21 protein-coding genes and 1 riboswitch are annotated in these 20,461 nt (G+C 64.6%); of the genes, 6 read left to right on the top strand and 15 right to left on the bottom strand.

All coding sequences use genetic code 11. The annotated features are described in order from the left end of the window. Positions 1–9: 9 nt before the first annotated feature. The gene (locus ACFVSI_RS17335; protein ID WP_262275475.1) at positions 10–774 is read left to right on the top strand and encodes an amino acid ABC transporter permease; all 765 of its coding nucleotides are present in this window, start codon (positions 10–12) and stop codon (positions 772–774) included. Beyond that, the gene (locus tag ACFVSI_RS17330) at positions 771–1,508 is read left to right on the top strand and encodes an amino acid ABC transporter ATP-binding protein (protein ID WP_262275476.1); all 738 of its coding nucleotides are present in this window, start codon (positions 771–773) and stop codon (positions 1,506–1,508) included. The genes ACFVSI_RS17335 and ACFVSI_RS17330 overlap by 4 nt, the downstream gene beginning before the upstream one ends. Positions 1,509–1,613: 105 nt before the next feature. Here ACFVSI_RS17330 and ACFVSI_RS17325 read toward each other — a convergent pair whose 3' ends face one another. The 10 genes from ACFVSI_RS17325 to hemE all read right to left on the bottom strand — a co-directional run bounded on the left by ACFVSI_RS17325 (position 1,614) and on the right by hemE (position 12,894). Beyond that, complete coding sequence (locus ACFVSI_RS17325) at positions 1,614–2,894, bottom strand: glycoside hydrolase family 3 N-terminal domain-containing protein (RefSeq protein WP_262275477.1); 1,281 nt, start codon at positions 2,892–2,894, stop codon at positions 1,614–1,616. Between the two features lie 120 nt (positions 2,895–3,014). Continuing rightward, positions 3,015–4,328 carry a glutamate-1-semialdehyde 2,1-aminomutase gene (hemL, locus tag ACFVSI_RS17320; protein WP_144659739.1) on the bottom strand — a complete coding sequence of 438 codons (1,314 nt, stop codon included), beginning with the start codon at positions 4,326–4,328 and terminating at the stop codon, positions 3,015–3,017. 58 nt (positions 4,329–4,386) lie between these two features. Then, positions 4,387–5,463, bottom strand: a complete 1,077-nt coding sequence (locus ACFVSI_RS17315) for an LLM class flavin-dependent oxidoreductase (protein WP_387826282.1) — start codon at positions 5,461–5,463, stop codon at positions 4,387–4,389. Beyond that, the gene (hemB, locus tag ACFVSI_RS17310) at positions 5,463–6,443 is read right to left on the bottom strand and encodes a porphobilinogen synthase (RefSeq protein WP_387826279.1); all 981 of its coding nucleotides are present in this window, start codon (positions 6,441–6,443) and stop codon (positions 5,463–5,465) included. The genes ACFVSI_RS17315 and hemB overlap by 1 nt, the downstream gene beginning before the upstream one ends. Beyond that, positions 6,440–7,345 (bottom strand): uroporphyrinogen-III synthase, encoded by a 906-nt coding sequence (locus tag ACFVSI_RS17305; RefSeq protein WP_387826276.1) that lies wholly within the window; start codon positions 7,343–7,345, stop codon positions 6,440–6,442. The genes hemB and ACFVSI_RS17305 overlap by 4 nt, the downstream gene beginning before the upstream one ends. A 4-nt stretch (positions 7,346–7,349) precedes the next feature. Further along, positions 7,350–8,333, bottom strand: coding sequence for a hydroxymethylbilane synthase (gene hemC / locus ACFVSI_RS17300; RefSeq protein WP_387826274.1), 984 nt, complete (start codon positions 8,331–8,333; stop codon positions 7,350–7,352). Further along, positions 8,330–9,553 (bottom strand): ferrochelatase, encoded by a 1,224-nt coding sequence (locus ACFVSI_RS17295; protein ID WP_387826271.1) that lies wholly within the window; start codon positions 9,551–9,553, stop codon positions 8,330–8,332. Before ACFVSI_RS17295 ends, hemC begins: the two co-directional genes overlap by 4 nt. Then, positions 9,550–10,251, bottom strand: coding sequence for a hydrogen peroxide-dependent heme synthase (gene hemQ, locus ACFVSI_RS17290; RefSeq protein ID WP_144659734.1), 702 nt, complete (start codon positions 10,249–10,251; stop codon positions 9,550–9,552). Before hemQ ends, ACFVSI_RS17295 begins: the two co-directional genes overlap by 4 nt. Before the next feature lie 72 nt (positions 10,252–10,323). Beyond that, positions 10,324–11,772 (bottom strand): protoporphyrinogen oxidase, encoded by a 1,449-nt coding sequence (gene hemG / locus ACFVSI_RS17285; protein WP_387826268.1) that lies wholly within the window; start codon positions 11,770–11,772, stop codon positions 10,324–10,326. A gap of 6 nt (positions 11,773–11,778) precedes the next feature. After that, positions 11,779–12,894: a uroporphyrinogen decarboxylase gene (hemE, locus tag ACFVSI_RS17280; protein ID WP_387826265.1), complete on the bottom strand. Its 1,116-nt coding sequence runs from the start codon at positions 12,892–12,894 to the stop codon at positions 11,779–11,781. Positions 12,895–13,052: 158 nt separating this feature from the next. On the opposite strand from hemE, the gene ACFVSI_RS17275 reads away from it, so the two are divergent. Next, positions 13,053–14,375 carry a glutamyl-tRNA reductase gene (locus tag ACFVSI_RS17275; protein WP_387826262.1) on the top strand — a complete coding sequence of 441 codons (1,323 nt, stop codon included), beginning with the start codon at positions 13,053–13,055 and terminating at the stop codon, positions 14,373–14,375. 12 nt (positions 14,376–14,387) lie between these two features. On the opposite strand, the gene ACFVSI_RS17270 is transcribed toward ACFVSI_RS17275, so the two are convergent. Continuing rightward, positions 14,388–15,377, bottom strand: coding sequence for an SDR family NAD(P)-dependent oxidoreductase (locus ACFVSI_RS17270; protein WP_387826259.1), 990 nt, complete (start codon positions 15,375–15,377; stop codon positions 14,388–14,390). Positions 15,378–15,416: 39 nt separating this feature from the next. Continuing rightward, positions 15,417–16,619 carry a molybdopterin-synthase adenylyltransferase MoeB gene (gene moeB, locus ACFVSI_RS17265; RefSeq protein ID WP_387826256.1) on the bottom strand — a complete coding sequence of 401 codons (1,203 nt, stop codon included), beginning with the start codon at positions 16,617–16,619 and terminating at the stop codon, positions 15,417–15,419. A 6-nt stretch (positions 16,620–16,625) separates the two neighbouring features. Here moeB and ACFVSI_RS17260 point away from each other — a divergent pair, with 6 nt between their 5' ends. The 3 genes from ACFVSI_RS17260 to ACFVSI_RS17250 are packed head-to-tail and all read left to right on the top strand — an operon-like array spanning position 16,626 to position 17,972. After that, positions 16,626–17,360 (top strand): TetR/AcrR family transcriptional regulator, encoded by a 735-nt coding sequence (locus ACFVSI_RS17260; protein WP_144659728.1) that lies wholly within the window; start codon positions 16,626–16,628, stop codon positions 17,358–17,360. A gap of 50 nt (positions 17,361–17,410) precedes the next feature. Next, positions 17,411–17,635, top strand: a complete 225-nt coding sequence (locus ACFVSI_RS17255; RefSeq protein ID WP_144659727.1) for a DUF3107 domain-containing protein — start codon at positions 17,411–17,413, stop codon at positions 17,633–17,635. A 34-nt stretch (positions 17,636–17,669) separates the two neighbouring features. Then, the gene (locus ACFVSI_RS17250; RefSeq protein ID WP_387826253.1) at positions 17,670–17,972 is read left to right on the top strand and encodes a hypothetical protein; all 303 of its coding nucleotides are present in this window, start codon (positions 17,670–17,672) and stop codon (positions 17,970–17,972) included. Between the two features lie 58 nt (positions 17,973–18,030). On the opposite strand, the gene ACFVSI_RS17245 is transcribed toward ACFVSI_RS17250, so the two are convergent. The 3 genes from ACFVSI_RS17245 to thiO all read right to left on the bottom strand — a co-directional run bounded on the left by ACFVSI_RS17245 (position 18,031) and on the right by thiO (position 20,347). Further along, complete coding sequence (locus tag ACFVSI_RS17245; protein WP_387826250.1) at positions 18,031–18,828, bottom strand: thiazole synthase; 798 nt, start codon at positions 18,826–18,828, stop codon at positions 18,031–18,033. 3 nt (positions 18,829–18,831) lie between these two features. Next, positions 18,832–19,068: a sulfur carrier protein ThiS gene (gene thiS, locus ACFVSI_RS17240; protein ID WP_387826247.1), complete on the bottom strand. Its 237-nt coding sequence runs from the start codon at positions 19,066–19,068 to the stop codon at positions 18,832–18,834. 34 nt (positions 19,069–19,102) lie between these two features. Next, positions 19,103–20,347 (bottom strand): glycine oxidase ThiO, encoded by a 1,245-nt coding sequence (thiO, locus tag ACFVSI_RS17235; protein ID WP_387826244.1) that lies wholly within the window; start codon positions 20,345–20,347, stop codon positions 19,103–19,105. Continuing rightward, a riboswitch (TPP riboswitch) is annotated at positions 20,338–20,459 on the bottom strand. (Overlaps the previous gene by 10 nt.) Between the last annotated feature and the right edge of the window lie 2 nt (positions 20,460–20,461).

Raw genomic sequence — 20,461 nt, 5'->3', positions numbered from 1 at the left:
AGGCGTTCCATGGATATCCTCAATCAATTAGCCGATACCTTCTTTGACTGGGAGGCGATGGGCCAAGTCATCCCCAAGATGTTCGCGGTCGGCCTGCCCAACACGATCGTCCTGGCTGTGGTCTCCGGCATCATTGGGACCGCCCTCGGCATGCTGCTTGCCCTGATGGGGATTTCCCGGAACGCGGCAGCACGGTGGGTAGCCCGAATCTACACGGACATTCTCCGCGGGCTCCCTCCCGTGCTGACCATCCTGGTGATCGGTTTCGGTTTCGGCCCGATCATTCGTGAACTCACGGGCTCCACGAGTCCGTACCCCATGGCCATCGCAGCGCTGTCCTTGATGTCCGGTGCATACATTGGCGAGATCTTCCGGTCCGGTATCCAGAGCGTGGACAAGGGCCAGCTCGAGGCCACCCGCGCGCTGGGGTTCAGCTATGCCTCGTCCATGCGGCTCGTAGTGGTGCCCCAGGGCATCCGCCGTGTGCTGCCGGCCTTGGTCAACCAGTTCATTGCATTGATCAAGGAATCATCCCTGGTCTTCATGCTCGGCCTGCTGGCGACTGAGCGCGAAATCTTCCAGATCGGCAAGGACGCAGCGGCCAACAGCGGCAACCTGTCACCGTACGTCGCAGCAGCCATCTTCTACCTGGCAATGACGATCCCGCTCACGCACTTCGTGAACTTCATTGACGCCCGCATGCGCGCCGGCCGCCCTGAGAAGAAGGAACCGGATGAAGCAGCAGCAGTGGTAGGAAAAGGAGCCCAAGCATGAGTGAATTCGCTTCAGGTTCGCTGACCGCCAAGAACATCCACTTGTCGTTCGGCAGCAACCATGTGTTGCGCGGCATCGACCTGCACGTCGAAAAGGGCACCACGGCATCGGTCATCGGTCCCTCGGGCTCGGGCAAGTCGACCCTTCTGCGCGTGATGAACCGGCTCATCGAACCGGACCAGGGCGACATCCTGCTCGACGGCAAGTCCGTACTGAAGGACAACCCTGACGAACTCCGCCGCCGCATCGGCATGGTGTTCCAGCAGTTCAACCTGTTCCCACACAAGACCGTGGCCGACAACATTTCTTTGGCGTTGCGCAAGCTCCGCGGCATGTCCAAGGATCAAGCCCGCGAAGAGGCCTTGGCGCAGCTCGACCTGGTGGGCCTGAAGCACAAGGCCGATTCGCGTCCGGCAAACCTCTCCGGAGGGCAGCAGCAACGTGTCGCCATCGCCCGGGCGCTGGCCATGAAGCCCGAGGTCATGTTCTTCGATGAAGCAACCTCGGCCCTGGACCCTGAACTGGTCAAGGGCGTTCTCGCCCTCATGACCGATCTTGCCCAGGGCGGCATGACCATGGTGGTGGTAACCCACGAAATGGGCTTCTCCCGCAACGTCTCAGACGTCGTAACCTTCATGGACGCAGGCGTGGTGGTTGAATCCGGTCCCCCGGAGCAGCTGTTCACCAACCCGCAGACGGAACGCCTTCAGGGCTTCCTCTCGGACGTTCTCTAGGCAGTACCGGGCCTCATTCGGACGCGGTCCAAGGCTGCAAAGAAGCCCCGCCCTTCCAGGACGGCCATGTGAATGGCCACCGTGGGAGGCGGGGCTTTCTCGCGTCTACTGTCCGTTCTTGACCCGCAGCACCGTGAGGGCCGCGGCATCGACCTTGGCACGGAAGACCGGATCTGCCAAGGCCTTCTTCACCACTGCCTGGTGCATCGCGGGAATACTGGTGGCATCAGCGCAGACCAGCATGGTTCCCCCGGCAGTGAAGAAGTTCACTGCACGGTCGGCATCGGACCACGCCTCCAATTGCGCGGCGCTGCAGACGTCATCGGAGAGGATAATGCCGGTGAATCCGGCATCTCCCCGCAGCATGGTGTCCATGATCGCGGGGGAAAAGGGGGCAATGTTGGCCGGATCGATTTTGTCGTAGTAGGCATTGGAGACCATGACCCACTGTGCCCCCGACGTGATGGCCGCTTTGAAGGGCTCCAGTGCGGGATCCGTCCGGGTGGTGGCGGTATCGCGCACGTGACTGGTGACATCGGTGTTGGGCACCACGCGCCCCAACCCCGGGAAGTGCTTGACCACCGGGGCCACGCCGGCATCCTTCATCCCTGCGGCGAAGGCATTCCCAAGTTCCGAGACCGTATCGGGTGCAAAGCCGTACTCACGTTGGAAGTGGCCGATGGGGCCGTTGGAAGGCGCAAACTGCGGACTGGTCACAGTATCAAGCACCGGCGCAAGGTTGACGTTTACGCCGACGCTGCGGAGTTCCTTGCCCCAAACGGCGGCGTCCGAACGGAGTTTGGCAGCTCCGGATGATGCCTGGACCAGCGCGGCGGGGATCGTGGAGAACCCAGGTCCGGACAGAACCTGGACAAGTCCTCCTTCTTGGTCTGTGGCGACGAACAGCGGCACACCACCGGTTGTGGCAGGCGAAACCGTCCCGGTCAACGACGAAACAACCGTCGCAGTAGTAGTCGTTCCCGCCTTGCTTCGGCCGCTGAGATACACATTTCCGATGTGGTACTTCTTCAGCGCCTCCATGGTGGCCGGCTCGGCGCCGGTCGCTTTTGCCGCCACCATGAACAGCTGCCCAACGCGCTGCTCAAGACTCAGGGCGGCGAGCTGTTGCCCGGCCGCGGACGCATTGGAGGAGGCGGGTGCAGGTGCAGGTACCGAAGGTGTCGAAGGCGCGGTAGCGGAAGGAGGGGTGCTCGCAGGCGCGGCGGACGCAGTGGGCTGCGACGGCGACGCTGCCGGCGATGTTCCTTCCGCAGAGGACGGGCCGCCGGATGCCGTCCCGGCAGAACACCCTGACGCCATGGCGATCAAGGCTCCAGCGGCGGCGATGCTCACGCTGAGGGATGCAATGGTGTTGGACTTGCGCATGGTAAACCGTGTGTTCGTTGGGGGTTGGGTTTCCATCTACGAGCCTACCCTGATCAAAGACAACAATGCCCAGGACAGCGACACCGGGCAGTGTCGCCGTCCTGGGCAGAAGACAATACGCTAGGCCGAAGCCGCGGCCTTGGCAGCAGCCGGGAGGGCTTCGATGATGCGGTTCATCGCAGCGTCGTCGTGGGCCGCCGAAAGGAACCAGGCCTCGAAGACAGACGGGGGCAGGTAGACACCGGAATCCAGCATGGAGTGGAAGAACGGCGCGTAGCGGAAGCTTTCCTGCCCCTGGGCGTCGTCGTAGTTGTGCACCCCGTTGGCCGACGTCCCGAAAGCAACCGAGAACAGGTTCCCTGCCCGCTGGATGGAGTGGTCCACTCCTTCGGCATCCAGGGCGGAGGAGAGTGCGGCCGAGAGCTCCAGCGAACGGGCATCCACGTAGGCGTAAACGTCGGGCGTTGCGTTGCTCAGCGTGGCGACGCCCGCGGCCATGGCCACCGGGTTTCCGGACAGGGTACCTGCCTGGTAAACCGGACCAACGGGAGCGAGGTAGTCCATGACGTCGGCGCGGCCGCCGAGTGCCGCCGTCGGCATTCCGCCGCCGATGACCTTGCCGAAGGTGAGCAGGTCCGGAGCCCAGCCTTCCTGGCGGCCCGTCAGGCCCCAGTAGCCCGCGTAGCCCGTACGGAAGCCGGTGAGGACCTCGTCGAGGATCAGGAGGGCGCCGTGTTCTTTGGTGATGCGGGACAGTCCGGCGTTGAAGCCCTCCCCCGGGGTGACGACGCCCATGTTGGCAGGGGCTGCTTCGGTGATGACGGCAGCGATGTTCTTGCCGTGGGCAGCGAAGGCGGCCTCAACGGCGTCGAGGTCGTTGTAGGGCAGCACCAAGGTCTCGGCCGCGGTAGCTTCCGTGACCCCGGCAGAACCCGGCAACGCCAGGGTGGCGACGCCGGAGCCTGCAGCGGCAAGCAACCCGTCCAGGTGGCCGTGATAGCAGCCCGCGAATTTGATGATCAGGTTGCGGCCGGTGTACCCACGGGCCAGGCGCACAGCTGTCATGGTTGCCTCAGTGCCCGTGGACACCATGCGCAAGCGTTCGACGGCGGAGACACGTTCCTTGACGATCTCCGCCAGGTTTGCCTCGTCCGGTGTGGAGGCGCCGAAGGACAGGCCGCGGTCCACGGCTGCGTGCACGGCCTCGAGCACGGCCGGGTGGGCGTGGCCGAGGAGCGCCGGACCCCAGGAACACACGAGGTCCACGTATTCCTGACCGTCAGCGTCCGTAAGGTAGGCGCCCTTGGCCGAAACCATGAATTTCGGGTTTCCTCCCACGGAACCGAAGGCACGCACCGGCGAGTTCACGCCGCCGGGCATCAGGGACCGTGCGCGGTCGAAAAGCTGATCGGACACAGGGGTGTTTGACGTCATGGTACCTATTCTTTCAGTGTTTCCCGGGCGGGCCTGCCGCCTGGCAGTATGGGGGCAGTCAGGCCGCAGCCAGCAGCTCGGCAACCCGCGGAGCCACCTCGGTGCCGTAAAGCTCGATGCAACGCATCATGGATTGGTGGGGCAAGGTGCCGTTGCTGTACTTGAGGTCGAAGCGGTCCACTCCAAGGTTCCGTTTGAGCAGCGCGATCTTCTGTGCGACAGTCTCCGGCGAGCCAACGTAGAGGGCACCTTCAGGACCGCACATGGCATCGAATTCACCTCGGTTTCCCGGACCCCAGCCACGTTCGGCGCCGATCCTGTTCCGTTGTTCAAGCCAGTGCGGGAAGAGTTCCTCGCGGGCGGCCTCGTCGGTCTCGGCGATGAAGCCCGGCGAGTGCGTTGCTATCTGGCGCATCGGGTGACCGTACTTGGCCATCGCGTCGCGGTAGAGGTTGACCAAGGGAGCGAAGCGGCGGGGTTCTCCCCCGATGATCGCGAAGATGATGGGGTAACCGTATTCAGCGCAGCGCAGCACTGATTCCGGCGTACCACCCACTCCGATCCACGCAGGAAGCAGGTGGTGCTGCAGCTTCGGATACACCTGCAGGCCGCTGACGTTCGGCCGCGTCCGTCCTTCCCAATGCACCGGCTTTTGCGCCCGCACCTTGTCGAAAAGCTCCAGCTTCTCTTCGAAGAGAACCTCGTAATCCGCCAGGTCCAGGCCGAACAGTGGGAAGGACTCGATGAACGATCCCCGCCCTAGCATCACTTCGGCCCGGCCATTGGAGATCGCGTCGACAGTGGCGAACCGCTGGAACACACGGATGGGGTCATCGGAACTCAGGACAGTCACGGCCGAGCCAAGACGGATCCGGGAGGTCACAGCGGCCGCGGCCGCCAGGAAGACCTCCGGCGCGGACACCGCAAAGTCGCGGCGGTGGTGCTCTCCCACGCCGAAAGCATGGATTCCGACGGCGTCAGCCAGCTTCGCTTCCTCCAGCAGCTCACGCAGGACTTGCGCATGCTCCTTGGGATTCCCTTCGGCGTCGAGCCCGGCGTCGCCGAAGGTGTTCAGCCCGAGGAGGATCTGGTCGGCGGGAACGGGCGCCGTGGGATCGGAGGGAACGGATGTCATCAGGACTCCTTCAGCCAGCCTGCCAGTTCGGAGGCCCAGTAGGTCAAGACGGTATCGGCTCCGGCACGCTTGATACCGAGCACCGATTCGGTGATGGCACCGCGCCTGTCGATCCAACCGTTGGCGGCAGCCGCTTCGATCATGGCGTACTCACCCGAGATTTGGTAGGCGGACACCGGTACAGGGCTCATTGCAGCAACGTCGGCCAGGATGTCGAGGTAGCTCATGGCCGGTTTGACCATCACCATGTCCGCACCCTCCTCGAGGTCCAATTCAACCTCAAGGATGGCCTCACGGCGGTTGGCGGCATCCATCTGGTAGGTCCGCCGGTCGCCCTTGAGCTGCGAATCGACGGCCTCGCGGAATGGGCCGTAGAACGCTGAAGCGTACTTGGCGGCGTACGCCAGGACCGCGGTGTTCTTGTGGCCGGATTCCTCCAAGGCCTGGCGGATAACGGCAATCTGCCCGTCCATCATGCCCGAGGGCCCCAGCACGTGGGCACCCGCATCAGCTTGTGCCACGGCCATTTGCGCGTAAATCTCCAAGGTTGCGTCGTTGTCGACGTAGCCCTCGGCGTCAAGCACTCCGCAGTGGCCGTGATCGGTGAACTCGTCGAGGCAAACGTCGCCCATGATGACAAGCTCGTCGCCAACTTCGGCCTTGACGTCCCGGATGGCCTTGTTGAGGACGCCGTCCGGGTCAAGGGACGCGGTGCCGCGGGCATCGCGCACCGCCGGGACGCCGAAGAGCATGATGCCACCCACACCCAGCTCGACAGCTTCGGCGGCTGCCCGTTTCAAGGAGTCGGTGGTGTGCTGGACGACACCGGGCATCGAGCTGATGGGGCTCGGTTCCGTGAGGCCCTCACGGATGAACGCCGGGAGGATCAGGTCAGCGGGGGCCAGCCTGTTTTCAGCGGTGAGCCTGCGCATGGCGGGAGTGGTGCGCAAGCGGCGGGGACGGTGGTTTGGAAAGCTCATTGCGGGTTCCCTTCGTTGGCGAAAACAGTTTCCAGGGCGGCCACAATGCCGTCCGGTGTTGGTTCCTGGGCCGTGGCTGCCACGGTGATGCCGAGGCGGGAGGCTTCCGCTGCCGTCGGTCCTCCAATGGCGATGAAGCGGCTCCTGCCCAGGGTCGGGAAGATGGCCGCCAGCCGCCGCGCGGCACTGGGTGAGGCGGCCACGACGGCGTCGACTGTTCCGGCGTCGAACGCCTTTTTGACGTCGGCAGGGTCGAGGACGATTGGAGTATCGTCACCGGAGTTCACGACGGCGGCCGGCACCTCCGCGCCGAGTCGCATTTCCTCAGGGGCCGGGAAATCGACGGTGTGGTAGGCAACGACTGCGGTCACGTCCGCGCCCTTTGCGGACAAACCGTCCCTCAGGCCGGGCGCTGCGATATCGGCCTGCGGCAGGAACACCCGCGCAGGTGCTTGCTCCCAGACCTCCACCAAGCCTTCGGCGGACTGGGCACCGGACGGTACCAAGTCAACGGCGAGGCCAAGGGTTTCGAGGACGCGGCGGGACGACGTTCCAATGGTGGCCACCTTGGTTCCGACGGACAGCAAGTCCGGCAGGGAGACACCACGTTCGGCGGCTTTCTCCACAAGGACCCTTACCGTGGTGACGCTGCTGATGACCAGCCAGTCAAAGCCGCCGGCTGAGAGCCGGTCCAGTCCGGCATCGATGGCGGCTTGGTCCTGGGCCTTTTCAAAATCGATCAAAGGCAGGACCAGAGGCTCCGCCCCCAAGCCGCTGAGGAGGGCGGCCAACGGTCGGGCGCGGTCGGCGCTCCTGGTGATCAGGATCCGCCGACCGGCCAAGCTAGTGGGCTTGGCCTGCCCGGCACTGGCCTGCCGGGCAATCGCCTGCCCGAGATTCACTTGCTCAGGATGCTGCAAGGTCCGCGATCTCCGCGGCGCCGGCAGCCAACAGAAGTTCGGCAACTTCAATGCCCAGCAGCGTAGCTCCCACTTCGGTCAAGCCGTCGGTGGCTTTCTTTTCTCGGACGGTTTTGGTGCCATCGACTGCGCACACCGCGGCCTCCAGGTGCAGCATGCTGCCCTTCCGGAAGGCGTAGGCCCCAACAGGGGCCGCGCACCCGGCTTCGAGCCGGGCCAGGACCGCACGTTCAGCCGTGACGGCAAGGCGCGTGTCGTCGTCGTTCAGTGCTGCAAGCGCCTGTGCCAGCACGCCGTTCGAACCCTGCGCAGGTGCGTCCTCTGTACGGCACTCAATGGCCAAGGCGCCCTGTCCCGGCGCCGGCAGCATTACATCCGTGCCGAAGTATTCGCTGACTGTGTCCCGTCGATCGATTCTTTCCAGGCCGGCGGCGGCGAGCACCACGGCATCGAGGTCGCACGACTTGCCGGGGACAACCTCATCCGTCGCATTTCCAGGAAGCCCGGGGACGCGGCCGAGGCGGGTATCGACGTTGCCGCGGATGTCCAGAACCTCGATGTCCGGGCGGGCCGCCCGCAGTTGTGCTGCACGCCGGGGTGAACCGGTGCCGACTTTGGCGCCCGCAGGCAGCTCGGCCAGCGTCATGCCGTCACGGGCGCACAGAACGTCCCGAACGTCCACCCGGGTGGGAGTGGCGGCGATGGACAGGCCAAGCGCTGCTCCGGTGGGCAGGTCCTTGAGGGAGTGCACGGCAACATCGCAGGTATCGGCCAGCAACGCATCTCGCAGCGCTGCAACAAACACACCGGTGCCGCCCATTTGCGAAAGGGATCCGGTTTTGACGTCGCCCTCGGTCTTGATGTGCACCAGCTCCACGGGGAAGCCACCCACCGCGGCCAGCTTGTCTGCTGTTTGCTGGGTCTGCGTCAGGGCAAGCTTGCTCGCCCGGGTTCCGATGCGGACAGTCACTTGGCTGCCTCCGAAGCAGGGTAGGCATCGTGGCGGGTTCCGATTGTGGTGCCAACTTCCGCGATGACCGGCTTGGCGCCCCGGAAGTTCTCACAGCAGTTCGGGCGGCAGACGTCGTACCACGGGCCGAGGTCCGTGACGTGGGGGCGGTCCGCGATGTTGTTATCGACCGTCCGCTCACAGATAAGGTCCACGAGTCCGGCAACGAAAGCCGCGTGCGTCCCCGGCGTCGGGACGCGGGTTGCTGCGATGTCGAGGTTCTTGCAGGTTTCCAGTGCCTCGGTGTCGAGGTCCCAGGCAACTTCCATGTGGTCGCTGACGAATCCGAGGGGAACAATGACCACGCCGCGAACGCCCTGCGGAGCGATCTCTTCAAGGTGGTCGTTGATGTCCGGTTCCAGCCACGGAATGTGGGGCGCACCCGACCGCGACTGGTACACCAGGTCCCACGCGACGTTCGGCGCTACGACGTCCATGATGGCCTGGGCGTTGGCAAGGTGCTGGGCAGCGTAGGCGGAGCCTTCGGCGAATTCGCGGGGCTCGTCTTCCGAACGGCCTGCGGCTTCAGCGTCCCGTGTCGGGATGGAGTGCGTGGCGAACAGGACCCGGATCTTGGAGTCCGGGTCAGCTTCACCTGCGGCGGCAAGCTTGCCCCGGATTTCCTCCAGGCCGGCGGCAGTGCCCTCGAGGAACGGCTGGACCACGCCCGGGTGGTCGAAGTACTGGCGGATCTTGTCCACCTGCAACTTGCCGTCCAAACCGGTTTCGGTCAGCGCGATGCCGATGTCCTCGCGGTACTGGCGGCAGCTGGAGTAGCAGGAGTAGATGCTGGTGGTGAGCATCAGGATGCGGCGGTGGCCGGCGTCGTAAGCGTCCTGCAGGACCGGGGCGATGTAAGGGTCCCAGTTGCGGTTGCCCCACAGCACCGGCAGGTCGATGCCGCGCGTGGCAAGTTCGGCCTCGATGGCGGCTTTCAGTTCGCGGTTCTGCTGGTTGATGGGGCTGATGCCGCCAAAAGCGCGGTAGTGGTGCGAGACCTCTTCGAGGCGCTCGTCCGGGATTCCACGACCACGGGTGACGTTGCGCAGGAAGGGGATCACGTCTTCCTGGCCTTCAGGACCACCGAAGGACGCCAGCAGCACGGCATCGTAGTTTTGGGGCTCCTGGCGGCCGCGCTCGGTCACTTCATTCAGTTCGGTGGAGACAATCGGTGCGCTCACGCGAGGACCTCGGCAATCTCGGCCGCGGTGACACGGCGGCCGGTGTAGAACGGAATTTCTTCACGGACGTGGTTGCGGGCGTCGGTGGCGCGAAGGTGGCGCATGAGATCCACGAGGTCCACCAGCTCCGGAGCTTCCAGTCCGAGGATCCATTCCCAGTCGCCCAATGCGAAGGAGGAGACGGTGTTGGAGATGACCTGCGGGAACTCGCGGCCCAGCATGCCGTGCTCGCGGAGCATGGCGCCACGCTCTTCGGCGGGCAGGATGTACCACTCGTAGGAGCGGACGAAGGGGTAGACGCAGAGCCAGGTGCTGGGTTCGACGCCGCGGGCGTACGCCGGAACGTGACTCTTGGCGAACTCCGCTTCGCGGTGCACACCCATGGCTGACCAAACGATTTCAGTTCCGGCGAAGAGCTTGCTCCGGCGGATGGAGCGGACCGCTGCCTGCAGGTCCTCAGGCTTGGCTCCATGGAGCCACACCATGATGTCGGCGTCGGAGCGCATTGCCGAGACATCGTAGCTGCCGCGCAGGACCACTCCGTCAGCGGCAAGCTTTTCTACCAGGGCTTCGAATTCCTGGGCAGCATCGCCGCTGCGCAGGACGTCGGCCGAGCGCTTGAAAACAGTCCAGAGCGTAAAGAACTGCTCTTCGGTTTCAGCAGTTTTAGTGACAGATTCGACAGAAGTGTGGCTCATGGTTCAAGTTTGCCCCGTGCCGGCCCCTAAGTCGAAACGGATCAGTTCTACATGGCGTAGAAGTGACGTAAATCACGGAATCGTTGCTTCGTCGCCGCTTCCCTGGGCGAGTTGACGCCGGGTGTCCGCGACGACGGCAGCCAAGCCGTTTCCGGCCAACCAGCCTCCCACCACCACCAAGCCCTCGGCAGCGGCGCACACCTTCCTGACCTCGGCTACGCGCTGTTTGTGACCGACCGCCGCGAACGGCAAGGCTCCCGCCCACCGCACCACATCCCAATCGACAACGTCACTGCCGGACACCGGCACCGTCAGCAGCTTTGACGCATCCTCCAACGCCGCGGCCAGGAGTGCGTCGTCGTCCAGGACCACATCCGCTCCGCCGCCGGCTTCTTCGCGACGGCCATAGGAAAGGCGCACCACATGCGTGCCCGGGCCGGCCTCCTCGGCCAGCCAGTCCCATTTGGCCGTTGCGTGGGTCAATGCCTTGGCTGTGATTCCGGGCGTTTGCGGCGCCACCAGGATTCCGGTTCCGCGTGGCCGGCTGTCCAACTCAGGCAGGTCCACAACGAGGGTCACCAGGCTCACCAAGGGACCCGGCGCGGGGCGCAAGGCAGCCAGCGCGGGCAAGGACTTCTCCAGCAGCCCGACGGCAGCCGGACCGTCCAGCGCGACCACCAGCCGGTCGGCGTCGTACGTGGAATTACCGGCGGTGACCCGCCAGCCGTCGCGGGTCTTCACCACGTCATCGGCGCGTTTTTCCGTCAACAGCTTTACGCCACGGTCACGGAGATCCGCTACCAGCGCGGTGACCAGTGTGTTCATGCCACCGTTCAGACCGGCGACGGCGGAACCCGCCTTCGCCGGTCCGGCGCCGGCTTTCCGCTGGGCTGCCACGGCACCGGCAAGCGATCCGTGCTTGCGGATGCCGGTCCGCAGTCCGGGGGCCACCATGTCCACATCCAGCAGGCCGGGATCAGCGGAATGGACGCCACCGACCACCGGCGAAACAAGCCGGTCCAGCACGTTCTTCCCCATCCGCGCACGGACCAACGACGAGACACTCGTGACCTCGGAGGAGGTTCCTACGGATGCCGGCAGCCACCGGTCAAGGGAGGCCCGCAATGCCCCCGTGAAACCGAGTGAACGCCTCACTTCGGGATCCCACGGGTTGGCGGGGATGCCCAGGACACCGGTTTTGGGCAGTTCCTGCGGCCCGTCGGGCAGCTGGACCCATGCACCGCCGGGGTGGGGAGCGACGATCTGCTCCCCCAAGCCGAGTTCAACTGCGAGGTCGGCTACGGCCGGTGACCGCGTGGCAAAAGACTCCGCGCCGCTGTCCAGGCGCAAACCGGCAACCACATGGCTCCCAACGCACCCTCCCCACGATCCTGTTGCTTCCAGCACGGTGACTCCAGCCCCCGCCATGGCCAATTCCCGCGCGGCCAGAAGACCAGAGATGCCACCGCCCACCACCACTGCGGTGGTTGTTGGCTTGTGCGTTGCATGTCCGCCGCGCATGCGCCCCTACTTGGCGGGGATCGAGTGGATGAGTTCCACAACGCGCGTGAGCACTGTGGGATCGGTTTCCGGAGGTACTCCGTGGCCGAGGTTCAGTACGTGGCCGGGGGCGGCAGTGCCGGCGGCGATGACTTCGCGGACATGCGCCTCCAGCACTTCCCACGGGGCCGAAAGCAGCGCGGGGTCGATATTGCCCTGCAACGGCACCGTGCCGCCCAGGCGCCGGTTGGCTTCATCCAGCGGCAAGCGGTAGTCGACGCCGACGACGTCCACCCCGACGTCGCGCATGGCAACCAGGAGCTCGGACGTTCCGGTGCCGAAGTGGACCAGCGGAGCGCCAAGTCCACGGACGTGGTCCAGGGCGCGGGTTGAGGCAGGTGCCACGTACTTGGTGTAGTCGGCCAGGCCGAGGGAACCTGCCCACGAATCAAAGAGCTGGCCGGCGGATGCGCCGGCTTCGAGCTGGGCCTGCAGGAACAACCCCGAGGCGTCGGCAGCCCAGTTGGCCAAGGCGGTCCAGGTTTCGGGATCGGCGTGCATCATGGTCCGCGGGCCGAGGTGGTCGCGGGAAGGCTTGCCCTCCACCATGTAGGCGGCCAGCGTGAACGGCGCACCGGCGAATCCGATCAACGGGGTGCTGCCAAGCTCGGCAACCGTGAGCCGGACTGCCTCGCGGATGGGTTCGAGGGCCTCCCACGTCAGCGTCGGGAGTGCCGCCACGTCCTCGGCAGTGCGCACCGGCTTGTCCAACACAGGACCGACACCCGGAACGATGTCTACGCCGACACCTGCCAGCTTGAGGGGAATAACAATGTCCGAGAAGAAGATGGCGGCATCGACGTCGTGGCGGCGTACGGGCTGAAGCGTGATTTCAGAGGCCAGCTCTGGGCGCAAGCACGAGTCCAGCATCGCAACGCCCTCGCGGACTTTCAGGTACTCGGGAAGCGAGCGGCCAGCCTGGCGCATGAACCACACGGGCCGGCGGGACGGTGTGCCGCCGCGGTAAGCGGTAATCAGCGGTGAGTCCGAAGTGCGGCCGTCCTTCAGCGGGTGGTTGGCGTCGAGGCTACCCGCCGGGGAGTTGGAGGCCGTACTCTGGGATGCTGCCGAGCTAGAAGTCATGCCTTTGATTGTGCCGAAAATCCGGGACAAAAGATAACGACAAGCTGTCACGTACCGCCCACCCGTGGACCCTGTGGCGCGGATCACCGGACTCCGTGGGGAGACCCACGGTGCCATATTGTTCTACCGGGCTACGAAAAAGCTATGATTGGGGTGCTGTGGTTCTTTTCTCATTGGTGGCTACACACGCCGACATCGACCTCGAAACCGTCGCTCAGTTGAGCAACGGTTCTTCCGGGCTTGCCTCTTCGGCCCTCACCGAATCCCCCGTGGTGTCCGGTGCGGTGGTTCTCGCCACCTGCAACCGCTACGAGGTTTACGGCGAAACGGCCAACGGTGATGACCTTGAAGCAGCCCGTTCGGCCCTTGTTTCACGGATCAGCGAGCTGAGCGGCCTCAACGAACAGCTTGTCTCCCGCTCCTTCGCTACGCACACCGGCCCCGACGTCACCCGCCACCTCTTTGCAGTCAGCTCCGGCCTCGACTCTGCCGTGGTAGGCGAGCGTGAAATCGCCGGACAGGTGCGCCGCGCACTTATTACCGCCCAGCAGGAAGGGACCGCCAGCTCCGGCCTCGTCCGTCTCTTCCAGGCCGCGTCGAAAACGGCGAAGGACGTTGGCGCCCAAACAGCGCTCGGCTCACGCGGGCTGTCCATCGTCTCAGTTGCCCTGGATCTCGCGACGGACCTTGCCGAGAACGAGGACTGGTCCACCAAGAAAGTCGTGGTCTTCGGCACAGGTGCTTATGCCGGTGCCACCATGTCCCTCCTGCGGGAACGTGGTTGCACCGACATCTCCGTCTACTCTTCCTCGGGCCGCGCGGAGGCTTTCGTCGCCACCCGCGGCGGCAACGCGCTCGACGCCGACACCCTCCCCACCGCTGTGGCCGAAGCTGATGTCATGATCGGCTGCAGTGGCTCAGACAACCGGGTGGAAGCCGCGGACCTTGAACGCGTCCGGGCCAACTCGGGCAAGCCGTTGATCGCCATCGACCTCGCCCTGACCCACGACTTCGATCCCGCCGTAGGAGAACTCGACGGCGTGGAACTGCTGACCCTCGAGTCGGTCCGTCTCGCTGCTCCCCAGGAACAGGCCGAGTCCCTGTCCCAGGCCAGCGCGATTGTCACCGGAGCCGCCGCCTCTTTCGAGTCCGAACGTGAAGCCCGTTCCGTAGATACGGCCATCGTGGCCCTGCGCCGCCACACGATGAACGTCCTCGACGCCGAGATGGAGAAGGTCCGCGCCCGTCATGGCTGCACGGCCGCCGCCGAGGAGGTGGAGTTCGCGCTTCGCCGCATGGTCAAGCAACTGCTCCACATCCCCACCGTCCGGGCCCGCGAGCTTGCCGCCAATGGCCAGCAGGACGACTACGTCGCCGCCCTCGAGGCCCTGTATGGGATCCAGCTGGAGCAACCCCAGGCAGCTGCCGCGGCCCCGGAATGCCCCGTGGACCACGACCAGCTCCGCTCCGAAAGCGCCTAGGCTCTTCCTCGCCTAAGCGAAGGCGTTCACTCCTGTCAGCTGTGCCGACAGCGCCCACAGCCTGGCCGCGTCCTCTTTGTCCACCGCATGGGCGTCCACTCCCTGGTAACGCGCCAGCGGTGACTCTTTGTCCGTCGGCTTGGCTATGTCGCAATCCTCGCAGTAGACGCCGCCCTTGCCCTTGACAGCCTCCGAGGTGGCCGCCCACACAGACGTCGCAGCACCCTGCTCCGGAGTCTTGAATCCTTCGCGGACGTTGCCCTCGGAGTCCATCCACCCCGCGGCCACCATTTCCTCCTTGGGCAGATGCCGCTGCAGCTCCGTCATGATCCCGCCCGGATGGACGGCGAAGGCCCGCACGCCCGATTTCCTGCCCAGGTGGTCGAGCTCCACGGCAAAGAGGGCGTTGGCGGTCTTTGCCTGGCCATAGGCCTTCCACTTGTCATACCCGGTGGCGAAGTTGATGTCATCGAAGCGGATGTGCGAAAGCTTGTGTCCTGTCGATGACAACGAAATGACCCGCGCGTTTTTCGCGGCCCGCAACGCTGGCCACAACGTGTTGACCAGCGTGTAATGCCCCAGATGGTTTGTGGCGAACTGGGCTTCCCATCCTGGTCCAACGCGTTGTTCAGGGCTGGCCATGATGGCGGCGTTGTTGATCAGGATGTCCAGTGTGTCGTGATCCTCGAGGTAACGCACCGCGAACTCTTTCACGCTCTCCTGGTCGGCCAGGTCCAACTGTTCCACCCGGACGGATTCGGACAGACCGGCATCCGCAAGGACGGAACGGGCGTGCTCAAGCCTGCGCGCAGGTACCGTCACTTCTGCCCCTGCCGACACCAAGGCCCGCACGGTCTCCAGCCCCAAACCGGAGTAGCCACCAGTGACGATCGCCGTCTTGCCCCGCAGGTTGATGCCGTCAATGACCTCCATGGCTGTGGAGCCGTGCCCGAACCCGGAGCCGATGGGGCGTTGTTCTGTTTCAGTCCATTCTTCGCTCATGCTTGAGCTTCCCAGACAAGCCTGAAAACAGGCAATGAATCAGTAAACGGGCTTACCTGGCTCCACCTGCCGCACCCAGGCGAGGATGCCGCCGTCGAGGTGTTTGACGCGGCTGTAGCCGGCCTTGCGCGCCGCTTCCAGCACGGCTGCCGAACGCGTTCCGGCCTTGCAGTGGAATACGATGTCCTTGTCCTGCGGCAGCTCGACCCAGGCTTCGCCGGACAGGATGCGGCCCTGCGGAATCAGGACGGAACCGTCGATGCTCACGATGCTGTGCTCTCCGGATTCGCGGACATCCACCAACTCGAAGTCCCGCTCCCCCGATTCCCGCTCTGCAAGCATGGCAGCGAGCTCAGTCGCGGTCACCGTGTGGTCCTGGTCCGTTGCAGCGGCCGGCGTCACTCCACAGAAGGCTTCATAATCGGTCAGTTCCGTGATGGGCTCCGCTTCCGGGTCCTTGGAAACCTTGATTTCCCGCCAGCTACCACCCAGGGCATCGAACAGCGCCACACGCCCCAGCAGGGAACGCCCGACGCCGGTAATCAGCTTCACGGCCTCGGTCACCATGAGTGAACCCACCGCTGCGCACAGCATGCCAAAGACGCCGCCCTCACCGCATGAAGGCACCGAACCTGCCGGAGGGGCTTCGGGGTAGAGATCCCGGTAGCTCGGGCCGTGCTTGGCCCAGAACACGCTGACCTGGCCGTCGAAGCGGAAGATGGAACCCCACACATATGGCTTGCCGAGGATGGCCGCGGCATCGTTGACCAAATAGCGGGTGGCGAAGTTGTCAGCACCGTCCAGGATGAGGTCGTATTGCGCGAAGAGCTCCAGGGCGTTGGAAGCATCCAGTCGGAGGTTGTGGAGGACCACATTCACCAAGGGGTTCAGTTCCGCGATGGCATCACGGGCGGACTCGATCTTGGGCCTGCCAACATCCTTGACGCCGTGGATGACCTGGCGCTGCAGGTTGCTGAGGTCGACGTCGTCGTCGTCCACGATTCCCAGCGTTCCCACACCGGCTGCCGCCAGGTACAGCAACGCGGGCGAGCCCAGGCCGCCGGCGCCGATGACAAGAACCTTCGCATTCTTGAGCCTGCGTTGGCCCACGGCTCCGATTTCGGGAATGATGAGATGCCGTGAGTACCGCTCCACCTCGGCCGGCGAGAGCCCGGCGGCCGGTTCGACGAGGGGTGGCAGGACTGTGGGCGCGGCGGAATGGGCAGCAACAATTGAGGCCATACCCCAATGTATGCCTGCCGATGCCGCCGGGTCATATTACCCACCGGTAGAGTGGTCATAACTGCAAAGGAAAGGCGGCAGACTGTGGCTGACGGCACACGGGCAAACGATGAGGCACCCGCAAAGCAGGAACGGGCCGTTGCACCCCGTTCACCAAGGCTGCCCAGGGACGAGCGCCGTGCACAGCTGCTGAACGCCGCCTTGGAAGTGTTCGTTTCCAATGGATTCCACGGCGCAGCGATGGATGAAATCGCCGAAACCGCGCACGTCAGCAAACCCGTGCTGTACCAACACTTCCCGTCCAAGCGGGAGCTCTACATGGCCCTCCTGGACAGCCATCTGGCAACTCTGACGGACTTGATGCTGGGCGCGCTGAACTCCACGACGGACAACAAGGAGCGCGTCAAGGCGGTCATGCGCGCCTATTACAGGTTCATCGCCGACGACGATCAGGCGCACCGTTTGGTGTTTGAGTCCGACCTCATCAATGATCCCGACGTCAGCTCCCGCCTGGAGACGTTCAACAAGACCTTCGCCGACGCCGTCGCGCATGTAATCGCAGAGGACACGAAACTTCCGCCCCTTGAGGCCCAGCTCCTGGGCCGTGGCCTGGCAGGAATGGCCCAGGTAAGCGCCCGGTATTGGCTCGAAACGGATGGAAACCTTGACCTCGATGTAGCCAGTGATCTGATCTATCGTTTAGCTTGGCGCGGAATCAGTCGATTCCCCAAAGAGTCCTAAGCTACAAATAGAGAACTGACTTAATACTTGATTGGCTTGGAGGCCTTGCTGTGGAAGTAAAGATCGGCATTCAAAACGTTGGCCGTGAAATTGTGCTCGAATCCGCCCTGGATGCTGACGCCGTCGCCAAGATCGTGGCCGAAGCCGTGTCCAAGGGCTCGGAACTGCGGCTGACGGACGAAAAGGGCCGCCAGATCATCGTTCCCGGAAACGTGCTGGGCTATGTGGAGATCGGCGCCGAGGAAGTCCGCAGGGTCGGCTTCGGCGCCCTCTGACACGTAACCGCCCAACTGCCGCTAAGGAGCTCCCATGCTTTCCCTCGTCATCGTGGTCCTGGTCACCGTTGCCACCGGCTTCATTGTGTGGGCCAACGACAAGCGGCACAGCAGGTATGGAATCGCGCTGCCGGCTGGCGTCTCGGCCGCTGTCGGTGCCCTGAGCTGGATCGCTTTCATCAGCGCAGGGCTTGGATACCAGCCGGGCGCAACATGGATCCCATGGGTCTTGCCGATGGTGCTCGGAACCGCTGCAGCAGCGGGCGTGGTGGTCTACCTTGGACGCACACGCACCAAGCACGACACTGAAGCCCTGACCAAAGCGCTGCGGCTCTAGGCCTTAAACGATGATGACCATCACCTGGAGGTGATGGTCATCATCGTTTAAGGCCCGGTTAGAGAAACTCTGCCCGGCCTTCCATCGCGGAAGAAGCCAGGGCGTGCTCACGTTTCGGAATCCGACCCGCCTGCTTGGCGAACCTGCCGGCGATGACGGCGTGCTTGAAAGCCTGCCCCATCTGCACGGGGTTCTGGGCGCGGGTCACGGCAGTGGCCAGCAGGACAGCGTCGCAGCCCAGCTCCATGGCAAGGGCGGCATCGGAGGCAGTGCCTATGCCCGCGTCCAGCACCACCGGCACGGAGGCGCGGGACACGATGAGTTCGATGTTGTGCGGATTGAGGATCCCCAGCCCGGTTCCAATGGGTGAGCCGAGCGGCATGACGGCCGTGGCACCCAGGTTCTCCAGACGCAGCGCCAGGACGGGATCGTCATTGGTGTAGGCGAAGACCTTGAAGCCCCTGTTCACCAGTTGCTCCGTTGCCTCGACCAGCTCCACCGCATCGGGCAGGAGCGTGTGTTCGTCCGCAATGACTTCCAGCTTTACCCAGTCGGTCTCCAACGCCTCGCGGGCCAGTTCAGCCGTCATCACAGCGTCCTTTGCCGTGAAGCAGCCCGCCGTGTTCGGCAGGACGCGGATGTTGTTGTCCACCAGGAGTTGGAAGAGCGAACCGGTTTCAGCGGTCGAGTAGCGCCTCATGGCCACTGTTGTGAGCTCGGTTCCAGAGGCCAGGAGCGCCGCTCCCAGACCGTCAAGGCTGGGCGCACCTCCAGTGCCCATGATCAGCCTGGAGCCCAGTTCGACGCCGTCAATCACCAATGCGTCGGTGCGGATTTCTGTGTTTGCCTGGATCATCGTTCAGCCTCCCTGTACTGCGGTCACAAGTTCGAGTTCGTCGCCGTCGGCCAGCGCAGTGGCCGCCCATTGGCTCCGCGGTACCACTTCGGAGTTGCGGGCGACGGCGACACCCAGCTTTCCGCCGTCGGCAGCCTGTCCGCGGTGGTCCAAGGCGCGGCCGGTGACGGCGGTGACCACACTGCTGACGGAAGCGCCATCGATCACTTCGTGCACGGTGCCGTTGAGCTTGATGTTCATACTGTTTCCTTGCTGTGGAGAAAGCAACGCGGGGTCACTTATGGCCCCCTGAAGGGGTTTCCATGGGCCATAAGTGACCCCGCGTTGCATTGAAGCGGTCAGGGCGGAAGATGGACCAGCGGGGGTCCGTGGAACCACTAAGCAGCTCCCCCACGATCGCGGCGGCGACGGGAGTGAGGAGGACACCGTGCCGGAAGAATCCCGTGGCGATCACGAGGCCTTCAACCTCGCCGGTGGAATTGTCCACACGACCCAGCAACGGGGCATTGTCCGGAGTTCCTGGTCGTGCGCGGGCCGTTGCCTCCAGGAGTTCGAGTTCAGCCACGGCAGGCACCAGAACCTGCACGTCGCGCAGGAGCTGGTAGACGCCACCGGCCGAGACGGCGTTGGAGGTCGCAGACAGACTGTCCTCGCGTTGCGTAGCGCCGATCACCACGGTTCCGTCTTCCCGCGGAACGATGTAGACAGGCACTCCACGGACCATTCCCCGGACTGTGGCGGTTACAAGCGGACGGAGGTGCGCCGGGACGCGCAGGCGGAGGATGTCTCCGTAGACCGGCCTGACCGGAAGGCTGAGCCCCTCGGGAAGGCCCCGCAAGTGAGGGGCTCCCAGCCCGTTGGCCACGACCGTTTCGGCGGCATGGACGGTGCCGCCGTTTTCAAGCTCGACGCCGGCAACCCGGTCCCCGTCCCACAACAACCCTCGGGCAGAGGCCTCAACGGCGAACCCATCTTCGGCCCCCTTCACCCAGCTGCCATCGTCCGGCGAATGCGCGGCAAGGGCCGCCAAAAGGTGGGCCGCCAATTTCCGCGGATCAACCTTGTGATCCGCACGAATGTCGAAGGCACAGGAAATTTGCGGGCTCAGCAGTGGTTCGCGGTTCCGTGCCTCACGCAGGGACAGCGGCTCGACCTCCAGGCCCGCCGCAAGCTGAGCCGCGCGAAGGTCTGCGAGCGCCCTGCGGTCCGCGGCGTCGGCACCCACGGCGAGGGTCGGCGTCGTGCTGTATCCGGTGGCTTCCGTGGGCTGAGGCAGGCCGCCCACGAATGATGGCCACAATCGGGATGACTCGAGCATGAGGTCCAGGAGGTCTTCTTCCTGGTAGTGGAGTTCGCTCACCGGTGCCAGCATTCCGGCAGCCGCAAAGGTAGCGCCACTGGCAGGCGCCGGGTCGATGAGGGCCACGGAGCGGCCCAGCTTCCGTGCTTGATGGGCTATGCCCAGGCCAATGATCCCACCGCCGATGATGGCGACATCTGCGTGAATGGCTTCTGCCATCTGTTTCCTTCCCTACGCCGGTACTAGCCGGATCAGGTCAAGCGGTCGGCTCCCAAGCCCTCTCAGCCGGACGGTCACAATGATGGTCGTCGCGGCTCCCGCGGTACGTGCCCA

Origin of the sequence: Paenarthrobacter sp. NPDC057981, assembly GCF_042886835.1 — a bacterium.
Classification (GTDB): Bacteria; Actinomycetota; Actinomycetes; order Actinomycetales; family Micrococcaceae; genus Arthrobacter.
This window is presented reverse-complemented; position numbering and strand designations above follow the sequence as displayed.